This is a genomic window from Rathayibacter sp. VKM Ac-2804, assembly GCF_009866655.1.
Classification (GTDB): domain Bacteria; phylum Actinomycetota; class Actinomycetes; order Actinomycetales; family Microbacteriaceae; genus Rathayibacter.
Genome location: NZ_CP047420.1, coordinates 2,739,843 through 2,755,289, shown reverse-complemented (window position 1 = coordinate 2,755,289; position 15,447 = coordinate 2,739,843). Strand labels below are relative to the sequence as shown.

The following is a 15,447-nucleotide window of genomic DNA, read 5'->3' as shown; positions in this document are numbered from 1 at the left end:
GCGCCGCCTCGCCGGGGCGGGGCGGCCCTCGCGGCGCTCCTGCTCCTGGCCGGCTGCTCCGCCGCGGGGCAGGACGCCGCACCCGCTGCGACGACCACGGCCTCGGCCGCGCCCGCCGCCACCGCACCGGCCACCCCGTCGCCGGGCGACGCGGGCGCGCTGCAGAACCCGGTCGCCGCGGCGGCACCCGCCCGCTCCGCGGTCACCCCGGTGCGCGTCGTCATCCCCGCGATCGGCGTCGACTCCTCGCTCGAATCGCTCACCCGCGACGAGACCGGCTGGATCCAGCCGCCCGTGCAGGTGGACGAGGCGGGCTGGTACCGCGACGGCGTCGTCCCCGGCGACATCGGCCCCTCGGTCATCGCGGGGCACGTCGACTCGCGCATCGGCCCGGGCGTCTTCCTCGACCTCACGGCCCTCGTGCCCGGCGACACCGTCGACGTGATCCTCTCGGACGGCAGCACCCGCACCTTCTCGGTCACCGGCTCCGTCTCGGTGCCCAAGGAGGACTTCCCGACCGAGGACGTCTACGGTCCCAGCCCGACGGCGCAGCTGCGGCTGATCACCTGCGGGGGAGTGTTCGACGACTCCTACGGGCACTACGTCGACAACGTCGTCGTGTCGGCCGACCGCATCGCCTGACGGTCCGCCGTGACGGCGCCCGACTCGGAGGCGGCTCCGCGTTTCGAGGCGTAGCGTCGAGCACTATGAGCACCTCTTGGAAGCGCTGGGTCCCCGCTGCGGTCGTCCCCCTGGTCGTCGTCGCCGCGGCCGTCACCCTGCCCCTGTCCGCGAACGCGGCCGGCGACCTCCCGGAGAAGTCCGCCACCGATCTCCTCGCCTTCGTCGCCGAGAGCGACACCACCGCCTTCTCCGGCGAGGTCCAGCAGACCTCGGCCCTCGGCCTGCCCGACCTCTCCGCTCTCGGCGGCACCGGCTCCGGTGCGCAGGGCGCGGACGACGCCTCGGCCACCAGCGCGCTGATGGAGCTCGCGACCGGCTCGCACCAGGCCCGCGTCTACGTCGACGCCGAGCAGGGCGCGCGCCTCCAGGTGCTCGACCGCCTCGCCGAGCGCGACGTCGTCGCCACGAGGACCGACGGCGTCTGGATCTACGATTCCGCCGAGAACGCCGTCACCCATCTGCTCCCGCCCACCGGCGACGGCGCCGAGGCCCCCCGGCCCGACGCACCGGCCGGCGAGGTCCCCACGCCCTCCTCGATCGCGGAGCAGCTGCTCGCCGCGATCGACCCGACGACCACCGTCGCCGTCGGCTCCGACGTGCGCGTCGCCGGCCGCGACGCGTACGAGCTCGTGCTCACCCCGCGGGGCGGCAGCACCCTCGTCGGCTCGGTCACCGTCTCGATCGACGGCGAGACCGGCCTGCCCCTCGGCGTGGCCGTCACGGCGGTCGGCGGCACCGCGCCCGCCTTCAGCGTCGCCTACACGAGCATCGACGTCTCGGCGCCCGACGCCTCGATGTTCTCCTTCACCCCGCCCGCCGGCGCCGAGGTCACCGAGAAGCAGGCCCCGGTCCACGAGGAGGCGACCGCGCCCACCGACGCCGCCGGCGTCCCGGCCGCGCCCGAGGGCGACTCCGGCGTCACCACCACCGGCACCGGCTGGGGCTCGATCGTCGAGCTGCCCGCCGGTGATTCCGAGTCCCTCGCCCAGCTCGACGCCGTGACCACGGCCGTCGACGGCGGCCGCGTGCTCTCCTCCGCCCTGTTCACGGTCCTCTTCACCGACGACGGTCGCGTCCTCGCAGGCGCCGTCCCGGTCGACGCGCTCACCGCGGCCGCCGGTCGGTGACGACCGGCGAGCTCGCGGTCGAGACCCGGGGCCTCACCAAGCGCTTCGGGCGCCAGGAGGCGGTGTCGGGTCTCGACCTCGCCGTCCCGCGCGGCGCCGTCTTCGGCTTCCTCGGGCCCAACGGCTCGGGCAAGACCACGACCATCCGGATGCTGCTCGCTCTCGCCGCGCCGACCGAGGGGAGCATCACCGTCCTGGGCTCCGCCATGCCGCGCAGCGCCGCCGAGGTGCTGCCGCGCGTGGGCGCGCTCGTCGAGGGGCCGGGCTTCTACCCGTTCCTCTCCGGCCGCGCCAACCTCCGCCGCTTCGACGCCGCCGAGGCGGGCACGTCCTCGCGCAGCCGCGACAGCCGTGCGGAGGAGGCGCTCGCGCGCGTCGGCCTCTCCGCTGCGGCCGGCAAGAAGGTCGGCTCGTACTCGCTCGGGATGAAGCAGCGCCTCGGCATCGCCGTCGCCCTGCTGTCGCCGCGCGATCTGATCGTCCTCGACGAGCCGACCAACGGCCTCGACCCGCAGGGCACCCGCGAGGTCCGCTCGCTCGTGCGCAGCCTCAACGCCGACGGCACGACGGTGCTCGTCTCCAGCCACCTGCTGGCCGAGATCGAGCAGCTCTGCACCCACGCCGCCGTGATGCGCACCGGCCGCCTCGTCGCGCAGGGCGGCCTGGACGAGCTCCGCGGCGACGCGGCCTCGCTCGAGCTGCTCACGCCCGACGTGGTCGACGCCCAGCGCGCCCTCGTCGAGCTGGGGCTCGCGCCGCGGCTCGTCCCTGCCGAGCACCCGATCGATCCGCCGCTGGTCGTCGCGGCGATGCCCGCGAGCGCCGCCCCGGAGTCCGTGGTCGCGTCCCTCGTCACCGCGGGCGTCCGCGTTCGCGGCTTCTCCGTCCGCCGCCCCTCGCTCGAGGAGCGCTTCGTCCAGCTCACCGGGGAGGGCTTCGATGTCGAGCGCTGAGAGCACCGCCGCCACCCCCGCCGCCCCCGCCCGCCCGGCGCGCCGCCTCGGGATCGGCTCGCTGCTCGCCTCCGAGCTGGCCCTGCTCTTCCGCCGCCGGCGCACGTGGGCGCTGCTGGCGGCCCTCGCGGCCATCCCGATCCTGCTGGCGGTCGCCGTGCGGCTGTCCGGCGGCGACGGCGGCGGCCCCTCCTTCGTCGGCGCGATCGCCGGCAACGGCCTGTTCACCGGCTTCGCGGCGATCACGGTCGCCGTCCCGCTCTTCCTGCCGCTGACCGTCGGCGTCGTCGCGGGGGACGCGATCGCGGGGGAGGCGTCGCTCGGCACCCTGCGCTATCTGCTGGTCAGCCCGGTCGGCCGGATCCGGCTGCTCGTGGTCAAGTTCGCCGCCGCGATCGCGTTCTGCCTCGCCGCGGCGCTGACCGTGATGGTCGTCGGCATCCTGATCGGCCTGGCGCTCTTCCCGGCCGGTCCGGTCACCCTGCTCTCCGGCAGCACCGTCCCGCTGGCCGACGCGATCGGGCGCGCACTCGCCATCGCCGTGTACGCGGCGCTGTCGCTGATCGGGCTGGCGGCGATCGGCCTGTTCATCTCGACGCTCACCGACGTCCCGGTCGGCGCGATGGCCGCGACGGTGGTCGTGTCGATCGCGGCGCAGATCGTCGGCTCGCTCTCGCAGCTCGACGCCCTGCACCCGTTCCTCTTCACCGACCGCTGGTTCGACTTCGCCGACCTGCTGCGCGACCCGATCGCCTGGAGCTCGTTCGGCGAGAACGCGCTGCTGCAGCTCGCCTACGTCGTCGTCTTCGGCTCGCTGGCGATCGCGCGCTTCACCACCCGCGACGTCCTGTCCTGAGCCGCCCGGAACGACCTGTCCTGGGCCGCCGGAACGACGGAGGCCGCCCTCCCCGCAGCAGCGGGAGGGCGGCCTCCGTCGTTCGAGCGGTGGAGCGTCAGCCCTGCGGCGTGATGCCGAAGGTGACGGAGCCGCCCTCGTCCACCTGCGCGTCGAGCACCTTGTCGCCGAGGGCCACGGAGGCGGCGACGTCGAGGAAGACCCGCGCCCCGTCCTGCTCCACGACCGCATCGGTGGTCTCCGGGGCCGGCGCGACGGCGACGGCGAAGTTGCGGGCGTCGAGGTCGTCGCCGCTGATGCGGAGTCCGCCCTCGACGGGGGTCTCGGTCTGACCGGTGATGGTCTTGACGACGGTGCTGGCGTTGTCGGTGAGCGTGAGCATCGGGTCGTTCCTTCCGTCCGTGATCGATGAGGGAGCCACGATGCCGAGATCGCGGCCCCGGCTCAACCCGGCGCCGCGGACATGGAGGGGATGCACACCTCCGCGCACGCCGCCGCACGGAGCGGCAACCTTTGCCTTGACGCGGAAAGTTGCCGCAAGCTACGGTGGCCGTCACCGCATCCCGCGCTCTCGACGACGAGAAGAGGACGACCACGATGAGCTTCCCCGCCCGCCGCGTCACCCTCAGCGACGTCGCCGCGGCGACCGGCGTCTCCGTCGGCACCGTCTCGAAGGCGCTGAACAACCGCGGCCAGCTCAGCGGTGACACCCGCGGCCGGATCCTCGCCGCCGCGGCCGAGCTCGGCTTCGCGCTGCCGGCCGCCGCGAGCGGGCCGGCGCCCCAGCAGCGGGTGCTCACCATCGGCCTGGTCACCTCCGACGACATCGGCCGCTTCAGCATCCCGGTGATGTGGGGACTCGAGGACGCCTTCCCCGCCGAGCAGGCGTCGGTGCTGCTGAGCAACTCCCGCGGCGACCGGGTGCGGGAGCGGCACTGCGTGGAGATCCTCGCCGCCCGCGGCGTCGACGCGATCGTGGTGATGACCAACCTCACCGGTCCGCGCCCGGCCCTGCCGGCGACCAGCGTGCCGATCGTCTACGTGATGGGCTCCTCCGACGATCCGGCCGACATGTCGGTCGTCGTCGACCAGACCCAGGGCGTCCTGCTCGCGCTCGAGCACGTCGCCGCGCTCGGCCGCCGCGACATCGCCTACGTCGCCGGCCCCCGGCTCGACTACTCCGCCCGGATCCGCGCCGAGGCGGTCCAGGAGCACGCGCCCTCCTTCGGCCTGCGCCTGGTCGGCGACCGCTCGCTCTACGGCAACTGGACCGAGACCTGGGGACGCCAGGCCGCGCAGATGCTGCGCCAGCGGGTCGAGCCTGTCGACGCGGTGCTCTGCGGGAGCGACGAGATCGCCCGCGGCGTCGCCGACGGCCTGCGCGAGGCCGGGGTGAGCGTCCCGCACGACGTCGCGATCGTCGGCTTCGACAACTGGGCCGCTGCGGCGATGAACTCCCGCCCCGCCCTCACCACCGTCGACATGAATCTCGAGGAGCTCGGCCGGGCGGCCGGCGCCCGCGCGCTGGAGGCCATCGACGGCCGCCCCCGCGCCGGGATCGAGGCGCACCCCTGCCAGCTGATCGTCCGCGACTCCACCTGACCCGGCGCCCGCCCGCCGCCCGCACCCGCCCGCACGCACCCGACCACCGACGAGGGACCGACGATGCACTCTCCTCTCCGCCTGCTCGACCCGCACCTGCCCGACCTGACCCGCCGGCGCGCGCTCGCCCTCGGCGGCGCCGGCCTCGCGGCCGCGCTCGGCCTGACCGGCTGCTCCGCCGTGCTGCCCGAGGCCGACGTCTCGGCGCCCTCGTTCGCCGCCGCCCCGAGCGGCACGATCCGCTTCTGGTGCCGCAGCGTCGCCTTCACGCCGGCCCAGGCGATCGTCGAGAAGTACCACGCGGCGCAGAGCGCGGTCCGGGTCGAGCTGACCGTGCTCCCCGAGGGGCAGATGGTCACCAAGCTCGCGACGGCCATCCGCGCGAACGCGGTGCCCGACGTCGTCGCTCCCGACTCGGTCACCACGCCGGTCTTCAGCTCCCACGAGGCGCTGACCGACCTCACCCCGCTGATCGAGGCGCTGCCCTACGCCGACCGGCTGAACCGGCCGCTGCTCGACGTCGCCTCCTACGACGGCAGGGTCTACGGCCTGCCCGCCCTCTCCAACGTCTCGCAGCTCTTCTGGAACAAGCGCCTCTACGAGGAGGCCGGCCTCGACCCGGAGCAGGGCCCGACCGACTTCGACGAGTACCTCACCCACGCCCGCGCGCTCCAGCGGCTCGACGGCGTCTCCGGGGTGACCTTCACCGGCAACTCCGCCGGCATCCTCGGCTACGTGATCCAGCCGCACTTCTGGGCCGACGAGAGTCCGTTCTACGACGGCGTCGTCGGCCGCCAGCGCGCGACCGTCGCGGGCAACGAGCCGCTGCGGCGCACCCTCGAGCTGTACCGGACCTTCGAGCAGGAGGGCCTCGCCCAGCCGGGCGCCTCCGCCGACAGCGGCACGGCCTGGGGCAAGGACTTCCTCGACGGCACCGTCGGCCTCTTCCCCGGCTCCTACGACCTGATCGTCGGCGGAGCGACCCCCGAGTTCCTCGGCGACCTCGGCGTCAGCGCGTTCCCCGGCCCCGACGGCGGCGTCTCGCAGTTCTCCGGCGGCGCGGTGCTCTCCATCCCGCGCGGCGCCCGGAACCCCGAGGCGGCCTGGGACTTCATGCGCTTCGTCACCGAACTCGAGCAGCAGTCCGGGCTCGCCGCGCTCGGCTGGTACCCGGTGCGCGACGACGTGCTCGAGACCGGCTTCGCCGCCGAGTTCCCGCTGATGGTCCCCGGGATGGAGCGGATGAACGAGGGCTTCGCCGCCCCGACCACCCTGTACACCCAGCTCACCAACACCGTGCAGTCCCCGTGGCTCGCGATGTTCCGCGGCGCGGTCTTCGGCGACGAGGACCTCGACGCGGTCCTCGATCGCGGCCAGGAGGAGACGGCCCGCGTCCTGGAGGTGAACCAGGCATGAGCGTCGCCCTCGGGAAGAAGGACGCCCGCACCGGGCTCCTGATGATCCTGCCCGCCCTCGTCCTCGTCGTCGTGTTCGTGGTCGTGCCGCTGCTCTTCGCCGTGGTGATCTCGGTGACGGACTGGCCCCTGGTCGGCACCGTCGGCTTCGTCGGGTTCGACAACTACGCGACCGCCTTCTCGGACACCACGTTCTGGGCCTCCGTGCTCTACACGCTCGGGTTCGCCGTCGTCTCGACGCTGCTGGGCATCGTCATCGGCTACCTGCTCGCCGTGCTGGTCCGCTCCAACCGGCGCGGGGCGGGGATCATCCGCACCGCCGTCTTCGTGCCGTACGTGATCGGCCTCACCTCGCTGAGCTTCGTCGCCCTGCTCGAGTTCCGCCCCGACAGCGGCGCGCTCGACCAGGTGCTGATGGCCGTCGGCCTCACCGACGCGCCCACCGCCTGGCTGCTCGACGCGACGAGCGCGACCACCCTCATCGTCCTCCTCGGCGCCTACGTCGGCTCCGGCTTCACCATGATCGTCCTGATGTCGGGCATGCAGGGCATCGACGACGCGCTCTACGAGTCCGCGGCGATCGACGGCGCCGGCCGCTGGAAGCAGGAGTTCCTGGTGACGGTCCCGCTGGTGAAGCGCTACCTCGGCCTGCTCAGCGTGCTCGGCTTCGTCGGCGCGATCCTCGCCTTCACCCAGTTCTACGTGATCACGGGCGGCGGGCCGGGCACCGGCACCCTCACCGTGATGCTCTACGTCTACAACAAGGCCTTCGGCGATCTGCAGGTCGGCTACGCCACTGCGCTGTCGTTCGTGGTGGTCGTCATCGCGGCCGCGCTGACGCTGCTCCAGTTCCGAGTGATGAAGGACGACTGATGCCCACCCGCCGCAGCACTCCCGCCGCCCGCTTCCGCACCCTGCTCTACGTCGTGCTCGGCACGCTGGTCTCGATCGCGTTCGTCGCGCCGGTCGCCTGGTCGATCCTGCGCTCGTTCCAGCCCGGCGCGCAGATCGTCGCGCCCGCCGCCGAGCAGTCCTTCTCGAACCTGACCCTCGACAACTACACCGGCCTGCTCGGCTCGATCGGCGCGGGCACCTACGTCGTCAACTCGCTGATCATCGCCCTCGGCACCGCCGTGCTCAGCGTGGTCGTGACCACCTTCGCCGCCTACGCGCTGGTGCTCTTCCCGTTCCGCGGCTCGAACATCGCGTTCGGGCTGATCCTGCTGACGATGATGGTGCCGTTCCAGGCGGTGCTGACCCCGCTCTTCCTCGAGATGAACGCGCTCGGCCTCACCGACACCCACCTCGGCATCATCCTCTTCTACCTCACCTTCAACCTGCCGTTCGGGGTCTTCCTGATGCGGAACTCCTTCGCGCAGATCCCGCGCGAGGTGACCGAGGCCGCGCGGATCGACGGGGCCGGCCCGTTCCGCATCCTCCTCTCGGTGCTGCGGCCGATGATCGTCCCGGGCGTCGCGACGGTCTTCCTCTTCGCCTTCCTCGGCGCCTGGAGCGACTTCCTCGGCGCGCTGACCTTCCTCACCCGGCAGGACCTCTTCACGCTGCCGGTCGCCATCCAGAACATCTCCTCCGGCGCCTTCGGCCAGACCGACTTCGGCTACGTCATCGCCGGCGCGGTGCTGCTGATGATCCCGTGCCTGCTGCTCTACGCCGCCATCCAGAAGTACTACGTCCGCGGTCTCGTCGCGGGCGCCGTCAAGGGCTGAGAGGTCTCCCGTTGCCCCGCACCGTCCGCCGCTTCCCGCTGCGCTCCGTCCGTCTGCTGCCGAGCGCCTTCGCCGACGCCCAGGCCACGGGCCTGCGCTACCTCCTCGCGCTCGACCCCGACCGCCTGCTCGCACCGTTCCTGCGCGAGGCCGGTCTGCCCGCGGCGGAGGGCTACGGCAACTGGGAGTCGGACGGGCTCGACGGGCACGTCGGCGGGCACGCGCTCTCGGCCAGCGCGCTGATGCTCGCGGCGACCGGCGACCAGGCCGCGCGCGAGCGGATGGAGACCCTCCTCGACGGGTTCGAGCGGGCCCAGGACGCGGTCGGCACCGGCTACCTCGGCGGCGTCCCCGGCGGGCGGGCGCTGGGGGAGGAGCTCGCGCGGGGCGAGGTCGACGCGGACCTGTTCACCCTCAACGGCCGCTGGGTGCCGCTCTACAACCTGCACAAGACGCTCTCGGGACTGCTCGACGCCGCGTCCTCCGGCGGCTCGGAGCGGGCGCTCGCGATGGCGGTGCGCTTCGCCGACTGGTGGCTCGGCGTGTCCGCCGGTCTCGACGACGAGGCGTTCGAGGCGATGCTGCACGCCGAGTTCGGCGGGATGAACGAGGCGTTCGCCGATCTGGCGGAGCAGGTGGCCGCCGCCGACCCCGAGCGGGCCGCCGCCTACCGCGCCGAGGCCGCGCGCTTCTCGCACCGCGCGCTCCTCGACCCGCTGCTCCAGCACCGCGACGTGCTCGACGGACTGCACGCGAACACCCAGATCCCCAAGGCCGTCGGCTACGCGCGCCTGGGCGGCGAGCTGCTGCCGGCCGCGCGCTTCTTCTGGGAGCAGGTCACCCGCGAGCGCACGGTCGCGATCGGCGGCAACAGCGTGCGCGAGCACTTCCACCGGTCGAGCGACTTCACCCCGATGATCCTCGACCGCGAGGGCCCCGAGACCTGCAACACCGCCAACATGATCGAGCTGAGCGGCGTCCTCTTCGCGGCGAGCGGCGACGAGCGCTATCTCGACTACGTCGAGCGCGCGCAGTACAACCACCTGCTCTCCTCGCAGCACCCGGACGGCGGCTTCGTCTACTTCACCCCGCTCCGGCCTGCGCACTACCGAATCTACTCGGCGCCGCACGAGGGCATGTGGTGCTGCGTCGGCACGGGACTGGAGAACCACGCCCGCTACGGCGAGCTGATCTACGCCCTCGTCGGTGACGATGTCCGAGCCGGTGACGACGCGCACGACGGCGACGACCTGCTGATCGCCCTCTACCTGCCCTCGACCCTCGACTCCCCGGAGCACGGCCTGCGCGCGCGGATCGACACCGCGTTCCCGCACGCGGACGACGCGACGATCACGGTGCATCTGGAGCGCCCCGGCGCCGTGCTCCTCCGCCGGCCGGCCTGGGCGGAGTCGATGACGGTGACGGTCGACGGAGCCGCGCTGGACACCGCAGCCGTCGACGGCGTCGTCCGCACCGCGGTCCTGGCGCCCGGCCGGCACGAGATCCGGGTCGGCTTCTCGCTCGCGTTCCGCGCCGAGCCGCTGCCCGACGGCTCCGCCTGGTCCGCGTTCTCCTACGGCCCCGTCGTGCTCGCGGCACGGACCGACGCCGCCGACCTCGACGGCCTGATCGCCGACGGCCGGCGGATGGCGCACGTCGCCGCGGGCCCGCTCCGCGACCTCGCCGCGACCCCGGTGGTGACCGGGGGAGTCGGCGCCGTCGCCCTCCTCGACCGCGCGACCCTGACCGCCGAGCTGACCACCGACGCCGGCCCGGTGCGCCTCGAGCCGTTCGCGGGACTGCACGACAGCCGGTACACGCTCTACTGGCCGACCGGCTCCGACGCCGCCGCGCGCCGGGTCGAGCTGGCCGCGCTCGACCGCGAGGCCGACGCCTCCGCCGCGGTGATCGACTCCGTCACCGCGGGCGAGCAGCAGCCCGAGTCGGACCACGCCTTCGTCGGGCACCGCAGCCGGGCCGGCGGCGCTGACGGCCGGCACTGGCGCAGCGCCGAGGGCCCGGACGGCTGGTTCGGCTACACCCTCGTCGACCCGGAGCAGCGGGCCGCGGTGCTCCGGGTCCGGCTCCGCGACGGCGGCGGCGAGCACGAGCTCCGGATCGACGGGCGCCCGCTGGGCGAGCCGCTCACCGTCCACACGCGCGACGGGAAGATCGAGGCCGACTACGCGATCACCCCGTCCACGGGCGAGGACGGCCTGGTCGAGTTCTCGCTGCACGCCGTCGGCGCCGGGCCGACGGGCGATCTGCTCGCGGTGTCGCTGGTGGCGGGAGCGGGGGAGTAGCGGACGAGTGGCGGGTCCCGAGCCCTGCGAGACTGTCCGGATGCACCCCGCCGACGCCTGCCCGTGCGGAAGCCGCCGCCACTACGCCGACTGCTGCCGCCCCGCCCATCTCGGCGAGACGCCGTCGCCGACCGCGGAGCGCCTGATGCGCAGCCGCTACAGCGCGAACGTGCTCGGCAGCGCCGGCTACCTGCTCTCCAGCTGGCACCCCTCCACCCGGCCGAAGCGCGTCGACCTCGACGACGACGTCCGCTGGCGGCGCCTGCAGATCGTCGACACCTCCTTCGGCGGCGAGGCGGATGCGGAGGGGCTCGTCGAGTTCCGCGCCTCCTACCGCTCCTCCGAGGGGCCGGGTCTCGTGCACGAGCGCAGCCGCTTCCTCCGCGAGGACGGCCGCTGGTACTACGTCGACGGCGAGCTCCTCGGCGACTGATCCTGACCCGTCCGACCATCGGACGTGCAGGCGGCCTACCCTGGGGAGATGGCCAAGGACTTCCGCCGCGCGGACCACGCGTCCCGCTACGAACTGCATCAGGACGGCGCACTCGTCGGCGTCCTCGACTACCACGAGAACGCCGAGAGCGTCTCGCTCGTGCGCTCCTTCACCTCGCCGCCGCACCGCGGCCAGGGGCTGGCCGGCGAGCTGGTCGCCTTCGCCGTCGACGACATCGAGGCGTCGAGCGGCCGCAGCATCGTGCCGATGTGCTGGTACGTCGGGCAGTGGTTCGACCAGCACCCCGAGCGGGCGCATCTGCTCACCCGCGGCGCGCAGTCCTGACCTGCGCCGGCCCGATCCGCTCGCCTACGTCCTGACGATCGGCTCGACCCCGGCGAGGTCGGGCCCGAGCCCGATGTCCACGAGCCGGATCCGCCCGACGTAGGAGCGCGCCGGCTCGAGCAGCAGCCCCGCCTTGATCGCGCCGAACGTCACCGTCACGTCGGCGGGCAGGACGGTCTCGTCCGGCACGGCGCCGTCGTCCGGCCCGATCCCGCTCGGCAGATCCACGGCGACCACGACGGGCGCGTCCTCGCGGCGTCCGAGCGCCTCGATCACGGTCGCCACCACCTCGCGCGGCCGCCCGCGCAGCGCCGGCTGCGCCGTGCCGATGCCGAGGATCCCGTCCACGATCACGTCCGCCCGGGCGACCGCCGCCGCGAGGGCGGCCGGGTCGTCGGCGGCGACGCGGCCGCAGCCGTCGTCGAGCGCGACGGCGAGCCCGCGCTGGTGCACCCGGTCGGCGGTCAGCACGAGCGACACGTCGCTGCCGGAGGAGGAGATCTCGGCCGCCGCGTAGAGCGCGTCCCCGCCGTTGTTCCCCGGCCCGACCAGCACGAGCACGCTGCCCGCACCGCGTCGGTCCTTCCGCGTGCCGAGCGCGGCCCGCAGCTCGCGCGCGAGCCCGTCCGCGGCCCGCTGCATCAGCGGCTCTCGACGCGCCAGATGCGGCGCCTCGGCGGCCCGCACCTGCGCGGAGGAGTATCCCTCGACCATCCCTCCACTGTGCGCTCCACCCGCCCCCGCAGCAACCCGCCCCACCCGATTCGCAGCCCACCGCCCCTGCCGATCGAGCCCCCGAGCCACGCCGATGGAGCAGCTCGACCCATGCTGGTCGAGGAGCCCGAAGGGCGTATCGAGACCCACCACCGTACGTCGCTCCCCGTGCATGCTGGTCGAGTAGCCCGAAGGGCGTATCGAGACCCCCATCGCATGGTGTTCGCGCGCATGCCGCCGCTGCCTTGCGCTCACCATGCATGCTGGTCGAGTAGCCCCCAGGGCGTATCGAGCGCGGAAGCCGCTTCGCGTCTCGGTGGTGAGGGAAAGGACGCGGCTGCGCCGCGTCATGTTGGTCGAGTAGCCCCGTAGGGGCGTATCGAGACCCTCCGGCACCAGCAGGGCGGATCTGCAGACCCGCGTTCTGACGGTGGTGGATCTCGATACGCCCGCTGTGCGGGCTACTCGATCAGCTTGGTTCTCTCATACGTATCAGGCGATCTTTCGTAGGAGATCCCCCTCGCCGGACCTGCGGCCCGAGGCCTCCTCCACAGCCCCCTTCCGCCCCCGTTCTCCCCACCCGACCCCGGCTCCGTGCTCCATGTCGGTGGTCCCTGATTCAATACGCGTATGACAGACCACGGAGCGGACGACGACGCGCTGGCCCACGTGCAGGCCTGCTTCGACCGCGCCGCCGCTCGCACCCGAGCCGCCGCCCCGGAGAAGCTCGCCGCCGCCGAGGAGGTCTACGACGGCTACCGCACCGCCCTCGCCCGCCTGGACCGTTTCGCTCGCGGCGCCTCTCGCAGCGAGAGCCGGGACCTCTTCGAGCGCTCCGTCCGCGCCGAGCTCGCCGCCGCGATGCTCCTGTCCGAGCGGGACGCCTCGCGACTCCTCGAGCAGGCGCAGCTGCTGATCGAGCACCTCCCGCTCACGCGCGCCCTGCTCGCCGGCGCCCGCATCTACTGGGAGATCGCCGAGGCGATCTGCGCGACCGCGAGCAGCCTCCCCGCCGAGTCCCGCGCCGCACTCGACGAGCGCGCCGCCGACGCCGCCCTCACGATGACGACGACGCAGTTGCGCCGAGCCCTCGTCCGCTGGCGCGAGGAGCTCCACGAGCAGCCCCTCGCCGAGCGGCACATCCGAGCCCGCGAGGACCGTGCGGTCTGGGTCACCCCGGACGTCGACGGCATGGCGACGCTCTGCCTGTACGCTCCCGCGCCGGCAGTGGCGGGCGCCTACGACCGTCTCCGCCGTGTCGCCCGCATCCTCCGCGACGAGGGCGACCCGCGCACCCTCCAGCAACTCAGCGCCGACGCGGCCGTCGACCTCCTCTGCGACGGCGAAATCGCCGGGACGACTCCCGATGTCGGTCGCCGGCCCGACCCGACCTACGTTCCCGGAGTCCGCGCCGAGGTCCGCCTCACCCTCGCGGCGTCCACCGCCGTCGGTCTCGACGACGCGCCCGCCGACCTCGACGGCTACGGCCCCGTCCCCGCGGACGTCGCGCGCGAGCTGATCCGCACCGCCGCCTCGTTCACCCGAGTCCTCACCGACCCGGACACCGGCGCCGTCGTCTCCGTCGGCCGCACTCAGCGCCTCCCGCCCGCCCGGATGCGCCTCCACCTCCAGCTGCGCGACCAGACCTGCCGCTTCCCCGGCTGCACCCGCCGCGCTTCGACCGCCGAGGCCGACCACACCCTCGAATGGCGCAACGGCGGCGAGACCTCCCTCGAGAACCTCGTGAGCCTCTGCACGTCCCACCACCACGTCCGGCACGGCGAACAGTGGAGCTACGACCGGATCGACCACCGAGGAACCCTCGTCTGGACGAGCCCGACCGGCCGCCGGATCGGCAACCGACCACCCCCGCTCCCGGGCCGCCCGCCGGACCCGCCGCCGAAGCCTCGCTTCGACGACATACCCGCACCGTTCTGACGCGGGTGGATCTCGAGACGCTCTCTGCGAGGGCTATCGATCAGCATGGGCCGCCCCCTCTCCGAAGCGCGCCCTCAGCCGCTTCGTGTCTCAGTGGTGAGGGAAAGGACGCGGCGGCGCCGCGTCATGCTGGTCGAGTAGCCCCGCAGGGGCGTATCGAGACCCGCCGTCCCCAGAAGGGCGGGTCTGCAGACTCGTCCTTCTGGGGCTCGTGGATCTCGATACGCCCGCTCCGCGGCCTACTCGATCAGCATGGAGCGCCGCAGCGCGGCGAGCATGCAGGAATGCTGGTCCTGCATGCTGGTCGAGTAGCGCGCAGCGCGTATCGAGACCCACCCACCAGACGGCGGTGGATCCACTCGGAAGAGACGCCCGCAGAACATGCTGGTCGAGTATCCCCGGAGGGGCGTATCGAGACCCACCGTCACCAGCAGAACGGGTCTGCAGAGTCGTCCTTCTGGCGCTCGCGGATCTCGATACGCCCTCCCCGAGGGCTACTCGATCAGCATGGAGGGCCGCAGCGCGGCGAGCGCGCAGGAGTACCGGACCTGCATGCTGGTCGAGTAGCCCGCAGGGCGTATCGAGACCCGCCCCGCCAACCATCAGCCCCCCGCACTCACCCCGCCTGCACCGCCCGGTCCGCCTCCTCGACGATCGCGCGCATCGCCGCCTCCGCCGCTCCGCCATCGCCCTCCACCACAGCTGCCGCTACGGCCCGATGCAGCCGGACCGCCTCCGAGTCCGCCTCGTGAGGCATCAGCGCATGCCGCGTGCGCCCCGCGAGCACCTCCGCGACCAGATCGCCCAGCTGCGCGAGCAGCGGATTCCCCGAGGCGGCCAGCAGCGTCCGGTGGAACGCGGTGTCGGAGGCGAGGTACGCCGCCCGGTCCGCCGCCCGCGCGTGCTCCGCCATCCCACCCGCCGCCGCCACGAGCGCGGCCGCCTGCTCGCTCGACGCCTGCCCCGCCGCGAGCCGGGCGGCCAGCGGCTCCACGCCGAGGCGCAGCTGGCTCAGCCGATGCAGCTGCGCCTGCCGGTCCGGTCCGTCGAGGCTCCAGCCGATCACCCGCGGATCCAGCGCGTTCCAGCACTCGGGAGGCTGCACCCGCGTGCCCGCCCGCCGCCGCGACACCACCAGCCCGAGCGACTCCAGCACCCGCACCGCCTCGCGCATCACCGAGCGCGACACCCCGCGGCGCTCGGCCCGCTCGTCGGCACTGAAGACGCTGCCCGGCGCGAGCGCCCCCTGCACGATCTGCGCCCCCAGCTCGTCGAGCACCGCCTCGTGCAGCGAGCGCGGTCCGTCCATGCCCTCAGTATTCCGGCGGGGGGCCTCGCCCGGCCAGCTAT

At 73.5% G+C, this 15,447-nt stretch carries 15 protein-coding genes; 12 read left to right on the top strand and 3 right to left on the bottom strand.

Features of this window, described 5'->3' with window-relative positions; genetic code table 11:
- Positions 1-39 precede the first annotated feature (39 nt).
- From GTU73_RS12960 to GTU73_RS12945, 4 genes are all read left to right on the top strand, one after another.
- Positions 40-642, top strand: a complete 603-nt coding sequence (locus tag GTU73_RS12960) for a class F sortase (RefSeq protein ID WP_160091370.1) — start codon at positions 40-42, stop codon at positions 640-642.
- Between the two features lie 65 nt (positions 643-707).
- On the top strand, positions 708-1,811 hold the full coding sequence (locus GTU73_RS12955; protein WP_160090091.1) for a DUF2092 domain-containing protein: 1,104 nt from the start codon (positions 708-710) through the stop codon (positions 1,809-1,811).
- Complete coding sequence (locus GTU73_RS12950; protein WP_160090089.1) at positions 1,808-2,764, top strand: ABC transporter ATP-binding protein; 957 nt, start codon at positions 1,808-1,810, stop codon at positions 2,762-2,764. Before GTU73_RS12955 ends, GTU73_RS12950 begins: the two co-directional genes overlap by 4 nt.
- A complete protein-coding gene (locus tag GTU73_RS12945) occupies positions 2,751-3,620 on the top strand; it encodes an ABC transporter permease subunit (protein WP_160090087.1) in 870 nt (289 codons plus the stop codon). Before GTU73_RS12950 ends, GTU73_RS12945 begins: the two co-directional genes overlap by 14 nt.
- 97 nt (positions 3,621-3,717) lie before the next feature.
- Here GTU73_RS12945 and GTU73_RS12940 read toward each other — a convergent pair whose 3' ends face one another.
- Positions 3,718-4,002, bottom strand: coding sequence for a hypothetical protein (locus GTU73_RS12940; protein WP_123446096.1), 285 nt, complete (start codon positions 4,000-4,002; stop codon positions 3,718-3,720).
- Positions 4,003-4,217: 215 nt separating this feature from the next.
- Here GTU73_RS12940 and GTU73_RS12935 point away from each other — a divergent pair, with 215 nt between their 5' ends.
- From GTU73_RS12935 to GTU73_RS12905, 7 genes are all read left to right on the top strand, one after another.
- On the top strand, positions 4,218-5,222 hold the full coding sequence (locus tag GTU73_RS12935; RefSeq protein ID WP_160090085.1) for a LacI family DNA-binding transcriptional regulator: 1,005 nt from the start codon (positions 4,218-4,220) through the stop codon (positions 5,220-5,222).
- Between the two features lie 63 nt (positions 5,223-5,285).
- On the top strand, positions 5,286-6,638 hold the full coding sequence (locus GTU73_RS12930) for a sugar ABC transporter substrate-binding protein (RefSeq protein WP_160090083.1): 1,353 nt from the start codon (positions 5,286-5,288) through the stop codon (positions 6,636-6,638).
- The gene (locus tag GTU73_RS12925) at positions 6,635-7,510 is read left to right on the top strand and encodes a sugar ABC transporter permease (protein WP_160090081.1); all 876 of its coding nucleotides are present in this window, start codon (positions 6,635-6,637) and stop codon (positions 7,508-7,510) included. Before GTU73_RS12930 ends, GTU73_RS12925 begins: the two co-directional genes overlap by 4 nt.
- Positions 7,510-8,364 (top strand): carbohydrate ABC transporter permease, encoded by an 855-nt coding sequence (locus GTU73_RS12920; RefSeq protein WP_160090079.1) that lies wholly within the window; start codon positions 7,510-7,512, stop codon positions 8,362-8,364. Before GTU73_RS12925 ends, GTU73_RS12920 begins: the two co-directional genes overlap by 1 nt.
- Before the next feature lie 11 nt (positions 8,365-8,375).
- A complete protein-coding gene (locus GTU73_RS12915) occupies positions 8,376-10,667 on the top strand; it encodes a beta-L-arabinofuranosidase domain-containing protein (RefSeq protein ID WP_160090077.1) in 2,292 nt (763 codons plus the stop codon).
- Between the two features lie 40 nt (positions 10,668-10,707).
- A complete protein-coding gene (locus GTU73_RS12910; protein WP_160090075.1) occupies positions 10,708-11,100 on the top strand; it encodes a YchJ family protein in 393 nt (130 codons plus the stop codon).
- Between the two features lie 48 nt (positions 11,101-11,148).
- Positions 11,149-11,445, top strand: a complete 297-nt coding sequence (locus tag GTU73_RS12905; RefSeq protein WP_160090073.1) for a GNAT family N-acetyltransferase — start codon at positions 11,149-11,151, stop codon at positions 11,443-11,445.
- 24 nt (positions 11,446-11,469) lie between these two features.
- On the opposite strand, the gene GTU73_RS12900 is transcribed toward GTU73_RS12905, so the two are convergent.
- Positions 11,470-12,159, bottom strand: coding sequence for an NAD(P)H-hydrate epimerase (locus GTU73_RS12900; RefSeq protein WP_160090071.1), 690 nt, complete (start codon positions 12,157-12,159; stop codon positions 11,470-11,472).
- 630 nt (positions 12,160-12,789) lie between these two features.
- Here GTU73_RS12900 and GTU73_RS12895 point away from each other — a divergent pair.
- Positions 12,790-14,097, top strand: a complete 1,308-nt coding sequence (locus tag GTU73_RS12895) for an HNH endonuclease signature motif containing protein (protein ID WP_160090069.1) — start codon at positions 12,790-12,792, stop codon at positions 14,095-14,097.
- Positions 14,098-14,713: 616 nt separating this feature from the next.
- Here GTU73_RS12895 and GTU73_RS12890 read toward each other — a convergent pair.
- Entirely contained in the window at positions 14,714-15,406 is a 693-nt protein-coding gene (locus GTU73_RS12890; RefSeq protein ID WP_160090067.1) for an FCD domain-containing protein, read from the bottom strand.
- Positions 15,407-15,447: the final 41 nt, after the last annotated feature.